This is a genomic window from Acetomicrobium mobile (assembly GCF_937920065.1).
Genome location: NZ_CALETC010000183.1, coordinates 1 through 7,049 on the forward strand (window position 1 = coordinate 1; position 7,049 = coordinate 7,049).

Annotated in this window: 5 protein-coding genes; all 5 read right to left on the minus strand. The window is 45.6% G+C overall.

What is annotated here, in order from left to right; genetic code table 11:
- Positions 1–141: 141 nt before the first annotated feature.
- Positions 142–2,241, minus strand: a complete 2,100-nt coding sequence (gene fusA, locus Q7P41_RS07235) for an elongation factor G (RefSeq protein WP_303883169.1) — start codon at positions 2,239–2,241, stop codon at positions 142–144.
- 17 nt (positions 2,242–2,258) lie between these two features.
- Positions 2,259–3,719: an Asp-tRNA(Asn)/Glu-tRNA(Gln) amidotransferase subunit GatB gene (gene gatB / locus Q7P41_RS07240; RefSeq protein WP_303883170.1), complete on the minus strand. Its 1,461-nt coding sequence runs from the start codon at positions 3,717–3,719 to the stop codon at positions 2,259–2,261.
- A complete protein-coding gene (gatA, locus tag Q7P41_RS07245; protein WP_303883171.1) occupies positions 3,716–5,197 on the minus strand; it encodes an Asp-tRNA(Asn)/Glu-tRNA(Gln) amidotransferase subunit GatA in 1,482 nt (493 codons plus the stop codon). The genes gatB and gatA overlap by 4 nt, the downstream gene beginning before the upstream one ends.
- Positions 5,187–5,504: an Asp-tRNA(Asn)/Glu-tRNA(Gln) amidotransferase subunit GatC gene (gene gatC / locus Q7P41_RS07250; RefSeq protein ID WP_303883172.1), complete on the minus strand. Its 318-nt coding sequence runs from the start codon at positions 5,502–5,504 to the stop codon at positions 5,187–5,189. Before gatC ends, gatA begins: the two co-directional genes overlap by 11 nt.
- Positions 5,505–5,532: 28 nt before the next feature.
- On the minus strand, positions 5,533–7,049 hold a 1,517-nt coding region (gene ligA, locus Q7P41_RS07255), incomplete at its 5' end, for an NAD-dependent DNA ligase LigA (RefSeq protein WP_303883173.1).

The window sequence follows — 7,049 nt, forward strand, 5'->3', positions numbered from 1 at the left end:
TTTGTTAAAGATACTAGGGGAGCTTTAAGGAGCAGAGAAAAACAAAAAGCTTCTTCTGGCCCTGGAGTAATAATAAGCGGGAGTTGTTCTCCCGCTTATTATTACTTTTGTTTGTTCGACGATTCAGTGGCAATATGGATGCTATTTGCCAGAGGCTGCTTCTCCTTCTCCTTCAGCTTGCACTTGAGCGATAATCTTTTTAGCCAGATCCTGAGGAACCTCTTCATAATGGGAAAACTCCATGGAAAAATTGCCGCGGCCTGAAGTCATGGAACGCAGCACGATGGCATACCTGAACATCTCGGCCAGGGGAACCTGAGCCTTAACGACTTGGAACCTCCCTCTGCCTTCTATTCCCATGATCCTTCCTCGTCTAGAATTCAAGTCGCCCATTACATCTCCCAGATATTCCTCTGGCACCACAACCTCCACGTTCATTATAGGTTCTAGTAATACAGGAGATGCTTCCACAAAACATTTCTTAAAGCCCATGGAAGCAGCTATCTTGAAGGCCATTTCGGAGGAATCCACTTCATGATAGGACCCATCGTAAAGTATTGCCTTAAAATCTATGGCTGGATAACCTGCAAGTACTCCCTTTTGAGCTGCCTCTCTTAAGCCCTTTTCGACGGCAGGGACATATTGCTTAGGCACAACTCCACCAACGATTCGATCCTCGAATTCCACTCCCGCTCCTCGCTCCAGCGGTTGCAATTCAAGCCATACATCACCGTACTGCCCCCTGCCTCCTGTCTGCTTTTTATACCTACCTTGAGCCTTGGCGGGTTTTCTAATGGTCTCCCTATAGGGAACCTTAGGTAAACGGGTTTCAAGTTCAACGCCATATCGCTCTTTAATGCGTGATAACACTATATCTAAATGCAGGTCTCCCATCCCGGACAAAAGGTGATCGCCTGTCTCCGCGTTTTTCTCGTAGCGCAACGTCGGATCTTCCTCAAGTATCCTGTGGATTGCATTAGACAGCTTGTCTTCGTCAGCCCTGCTTTTAGGGACAATGGCTAAGCTATATACGGGATCGGGGAATTGAATTGGGGGAAACACGAAATCCACGCCTTTAACTGCTATGGTATCCCCAACCGTGGCGGTCTGAAGTTTCGGTATCGCCACGATGTCGCCAACGGTGATTTCCTTTACGTCCTTTCCATCCTTGCCTCTCATAAACCTCAAAGAGCCTATCCGTTCTTCAGTCTTCTTATTGACAACATACACGGATTGATCCAAAGTTAATGTCCCCGAAAACACTCGTACAAAAGAAAGTTTGCCAACGTAAGGATCAACCATGACCTTGAAGCAAAGAGAACTAAATTTTCCGTCAGGATCCGGCTTTACCTCGACCTCTTCTCCTTCTGCATCTATCGCCTTTCTTGGAAACATATCCAGCGGAGATGGCAAAACATCGCTCATAACATCCAAAAGCTGAAAAATTCCAACGTTTGCAATAGCCGAGCCAGGCAATACAGGCATCACGATTCTATCAAGTATCGCTTTTTTTAGGGCGACAATAAGCTCTTCCTCTTTTAGCTCTTCTCCTTCCAGATAACGCATCATTAAATCGTCGTCAACTTCGACAATTCTTTCTATCAACGCCTCTCTTTCTAATGCCAGCTCCTCCTCTAACTCGGCAGGAAAAGATGTTTCCTCGTAATCCTTGCTTCCGTCCCCTTTGTAGAGATATGCCTTCCCGGTCAAGACGTTGACCACGCCTTTAAAATTACTTTCTTTGCCAATTGGTAAATACAAAGAAATGGCCCTATCGGTTAGAACTTGCCGTATTTCCTTTAATATTGCGTTGTAATCTGAGTTGTCCCTGTCCAGCTTGTTAACGAAAAAAACGACGGGAATGGAAAAGTCATCAGCAAAATCGAAGGCCTTTTCTGTCTGCACTTCTACGCCATCAACGCCACTTATAAGGATAACCGCCGAATCAGCTACCCTCATCCCGGAGCGCAAATCTCCAACGAAATCCGCATAACCAGGGGTATCAAGAATAAAAAAAGTTTTATCCTTATAGTCGAATGTTACAATAGACGTATTAATCGAGATTTGTCTTTTTTGTTCTTCCGGATCAAAATCACTTACCGTATTGCCCTCTTCGATCCTTCCCATGCGACTAATTACATTCACGTCATAAAGCATGGCCTCGACCAAAGATGTTTTTCCTGCACCTCCGTGAGCGGCTATAGCAATTGTTCTTGTGTCTTCAGGCTTACGCGCTCCCATCGTCCTACCCCCTTAATTTAAATCTTGCTCATGATAAACGATTGTACCTCTTTTGGATCTGCCTGACCTTTAGTCTCTCGCATTACGATGCCTTGCAAGAATTTTATCTTTTTCCCTTTTTTGTCCTTACCTGCCCTGATTTCCTCGACGACGTCAGAATTCTCCGATAAGACTTTGTCAATCACGGCTTCCAATTCAGGACCGGTCAGCTTGCCAGTGCTAAGTCCCAGGATCTTGACGGCTTCTTCGACATTTATCGACTTTTCCAACATTAAGTTAAAAACTTCTTTTGCAGCCGTCGTTGAAAGGTCGCCCCTATCAACCAGCAAAAGAAGTCCTGCAATTTCGCTGGTCTGCACTGGGAGATCTTCAGCGGAAATGCCTCTTTCGTTCAACACCCTCAAAATCTCCGTCCTTATCCAATTAGATGCCACTTTGATTGATGCCCCTTCTTTAACGAGCTCATCCATTAAAAGGGCCACATCCCTTCGCTCGGTAAGAACCTCTGCTTCGTCTGAGGACAAACCGTAATCACTCATGAATCTGCCCAGCACCTCCCACGGTAATTCGGGCAGCCCCTTACACAATTGAACAATGACACGCTCGTCCACTACTAGCGGCGGAAGATCTGGATCAGGGAAGTAGCGATAATCCTCGGCCTCTTCTTTGCTTCTGCTTGATATGGTGATATTTGAGCCATCGTCCCAATGCCTGGTCTCGCTAACTATGGCTTTACCTTCCTTTTTAGCCTCTTTTTGCCTTTCATATTCGTACTCAAGTGCGCGCTCCAGGGCTCGTAATGAGTTCATGTTTTTGACTTCAACTTTTTCGCCGTATTCGCATCCAGGCTCCATGATAGAAATGTTAGCGTCAACCCTCAAGGAGCCCGCCTCCATATCCCCATCTGAAACACCTAGGTATCTAACTAATTGGCGTAATCTAGATACAAATTCCCTTGCCTGTTTCGCGGAAGCTATGTCGGGATGTGTAACTATTTCCATCAAAGGAACGCCTGCCCTGTTACAGTCAACTAAGGAGTATTCTGCACCCATTAACCTCCCGCTTGCGGTAGAGTGCACTAATTTTCCCGCATCCTCCTCCAGATGTAGCCTTTGTATTCTGATCCTTTGCGTTTTGCCATCATCGTCGCTTACTTCCAGGTAACCGTCAACAGCAAGTGGTAAATCGTATTGACTAATTTGATAAGCCTTTGGAAGGTCCGGGTAAAAGTAATGCTTTCGATGAAAAATCGTACGAGTATTAACCTTGCATCGCATTGCCAAGGCGGTCCGAATGGCGTACATGATGGCTTTCTCGTTGATCATGGGAAGTGAACCAGGCAAGCCCAAGCAAATAGGACATACATGGCTGTTAGGCTTAACCCCTATATAGTCTGTCGAACATGAACAAAACATCTTAGATTTCGTGGCCAATTGTACGTGTATTTCAAGTCCTATGACGGGAATAAATTCGTTCATTTTCGATCGCCTCCCATGATAGTTGTAGCCGGGCCCACAGCTCGTTCTATAATAGAGGCCGTTTTTAGTATATCGCCTTCGCAAAATTTCTTGCTCACAAGCTGAATCCCTACTGGTAAGCCTGAAGAGCTGGAAGACACCTTCATGGACAAACCTGGCAAACCGGCAAGGTTTACCGGAATGGTAAAAAGGTCAGCCATATAAACCTTTACCGGGTCCAGTATCTTTTCTCCGCGCTTAAAGGGCAACGTCGGTGTGGCAGGAAGTAACAGGACGTCAGCCTTGAGGAAAACTTCATCAAACTCCTTAACGACAAGCTGTCTCGCTTTTTGGGCTTGTAAATAATAAGTTTCATAACCGCTTGAACTTAAGACAAAAGTGCCTATGAGTATCCTTCGTTTTACCTCAGGGCCAAACCCGCCCCCGCGACTTTTTTGGTAGAGCTCTTGTAAATCCTCGGCTTCTACGGAAAAACCGTATCGAACCCCGTCAAAACGGGCTAAACTCGAGCTCGCCTCAGCTGGCGCTATAGTGTAATAGCAAGGAAGTCCATATCGCGCTGAGATTGGTAGTTCAACCTCGATTATTTCTGCCCCTGCATCCTGGCATATTTTCAAGGCCTCAGTAACAGCCTTTTTAACTTCCTCATCTATTTCCAGTAATTTGTAGTCAGACAAATAACCAACTTTGAACCCTTCAAGGGAGCTTTCATTCAAAAATTCCAAATAGTTTGGTCTTTCTTTTATGACGCAGGTCGCATCGCAATCATCCGGCTCCGAAATTATTTGTAGAACTAAGGCTAAATCCTTCAGGTCTCGCGCAAAGGGACCAATTTGGTCCAAGGAAGAGGCGAAGGCCACCAAGCCATATCTGCTGACCAAACCATAGGTAGGTTTTAATCCATATACTCCACAAAAGGCAGCAGGTTGTCTTATAGATCCCCCTGTATCGCTTCCCAAAGCTATGGGAGCATAACCTGCGGCAACCGATGCCGCGCTTCCACCAGAGCTTCCTCCCGGAACCTTTGATAAATCCCAAGGATTAAGTGTTGGTCCAAAGGCGGAATACTCGGTAGAACTTCCCATGGCAAACTCATCCATGTTGGCCTTGCCGATCACCACGGCTCCAGCTCGTTCTAAGCATCTTACAACATGGGCACTGAAGGGGGGAATCCAATTCTCGAGCATTCTGCTGCCACAAGTCGTTCGTACTCCATCAGTCGTAATATTATCCTTTATCACTACAGGAACTCCGAACAACGGTCCCAGATCTTCGCCCCTTGCCAAAGCAGCGTCAAGCATCCATGCCCTCGAGCGGGCTTCTTCGTACATTGGGGTTATCAATGCATTTAAATTTCTTTCGTTTATCTCTATGTATTCCAACACCGTCTCTATCACATCGGAAACGATAAACTCCCCTTTGCTGTATCCTGACATCAAATCAAAGGCTGAGAATTTCAAAAACTTGCTATTCTTCATTTCGATCGTCCCTCACTATTTGTGGCACTTTAAAGTAACCATCTTCAGACGCGGGAGCTTGCGAAAGAACCTCGTTATAGCGATTCCATAATACTACTTCATCACTACGCCATGGTGTTGGATCTCTGTCCTCCAATGGAAAGGGGTTTATATCACTTGTATCCAGTTCCCGTAAAGTTTGAAGTTGGTCTAATATACTTTTGAATTGTTCTGCTATTTGTTTCGTCTCTTCTTTGTTTAATTCGATCATAGCTAATCGTGCCATGCGCCTTACTTCTTCAACTAGTTCTTCTGGCGTAATGTCCATAGACTCAACCTCCTAATCTGACTATTTTTTACTTCCTATTTCCTTTTTTTGACCTAGCTTCATCGACCAAATTCCAGAAAGCTTGCTCATCAACAATTTTAACACCTAGCCTTTGAGCTGCGGCCAGTTTGCTCCCGGGATTACTGCCTACCACTACCATGGTCACATTTTTGCTAACCGAGCTGGCAGGAATGGCTCCCAAACTTTTTATTATCGCCTCAACCTCGCTTCTTGAAGCCCTCTCAAGCTCTCCGGTAAAAACAATCCGCCACCCCTCCCATGGACCAACCTCACGTTTTATTTCCTCCTCAGACATTTTAACGCCACATTTAGCCAGTTCTCTCAGAGTGGCAAGGTTCTTTTCGTCCTTAAAAAATGCAACAATTGACGAGGCTATCTGGGGACCTATCCCAGGAATGCTGGATAATTCGGCAGTAGTTGCCTTGGCCAATTCGTCAATGCTTTTAAACCTCTCAGCTAAAATCTCAGCAGTCCTCAAGCCAACGTATCTGATGCCGAGGGCATAAATGAGCCTGGAAAGTGGCCTATTCTTAGAATTATTTATTGCAGCGATCAAATTTTCAGAGGACTTTGGCCCCATTCTATCCAAGGACATCAAATCTTCCTTCGTCAACTTGTACAAGTCAGAAAAGTCACTGACTAATTTCCTGTCTACTAATTGCTCTATAATCTTTTCACCCAAACCCTTTATATCCATGGCGTCACGAGAAGCAAAATGCCGAATACTTTCCTTCAACTGAGCAGGGCAAGACCGATTTGGGCAACGGTGAGCCACCTCGCCTACCAACCTAATTACCTCTGCCCTGCAAACGGGACAGTTTTTTGGCATAACAAAGGGCTTTTCCTGGCCCGTTCTGGCACTGTAGTCAACACGAACCACTTCTGGTATTATCTCACCCGCCTTACGGACATATACGAAGTCCCCCTCACGTACATCAAGGCGTTTTATCTCATCATCGTTGTGCAAGCTGGCGCGTTGCACAACAGTACCTGAAAGCCTTACCGGCTCTAAAATAGCAACAGGTGTGAGTACGCCCGTTCTTCCAACTGAAATCTCTATCCTTAGTAAACGGGTCCTCTGTTCTTCGGCGGGATACTTAAAGGCAACTTGCCACCTCGGGGATTTTGCTGTCGTACCAAGAAGCTCATATGTACTCAAATCATCAACTTTTATTACCACACCATCAGTAACATGGGAAAGTGAGTGCCTCTTTTCTCGCCATTCCTCAATATAATCCCATAATTCGTCAAAACTCTTGCAAAGTCTTTCGTTCCCCTGAGTTGGAAATCCTCTTTCTCGAAGCCAAGAAAGGGCTTGATATTGCGATGAAAGACCGTGCTTTTCCGGATTAACTACATGATATACAAATAAACGAAGCCGGCGCTTGGCCGTCACACTAGGATCAAGTTGCCTCAAACTTCCCGCAGCCGCATTCCTAGGATTAGCGAAAGGCTGCTCTCCCTCTTCTTCTCGAGCTTGATTAAGCAAAGCAAAATCTTCTTTCGTCATGTAGACTTCGCCTC

Excerpts from the sequence above, each read along its gene's own strand:
- fusA (WP_303883169.1), bottom strand. The coding sequence starts at position 2,241 with ATGGGAGCGCGTAAGCCTGAAGACACAAGAACAATTGCTATAGCCGCT.
- gatB (WP_303883170.1), bottom strand. The coding sequence starts at position 3,719 with ATGAACGAATTTATTCCCGTCATAGGACTTGAAATACACGTACAATTG.
- gatA (WP_303883171.1), bottom strand. The coding sequence starts at position 5,197 with ATGAAGAATAGCAAGTTTTTGAAATTCTCAGCCTTTGATTTGATGTCA.
- gatC (WP_303883172.1), bottom strand. The coding sequence starts at position 5,504 with ATGGACATTACGCCAGAAGAACTAGTTGAAGAAGTAAGGCGCATGGCA.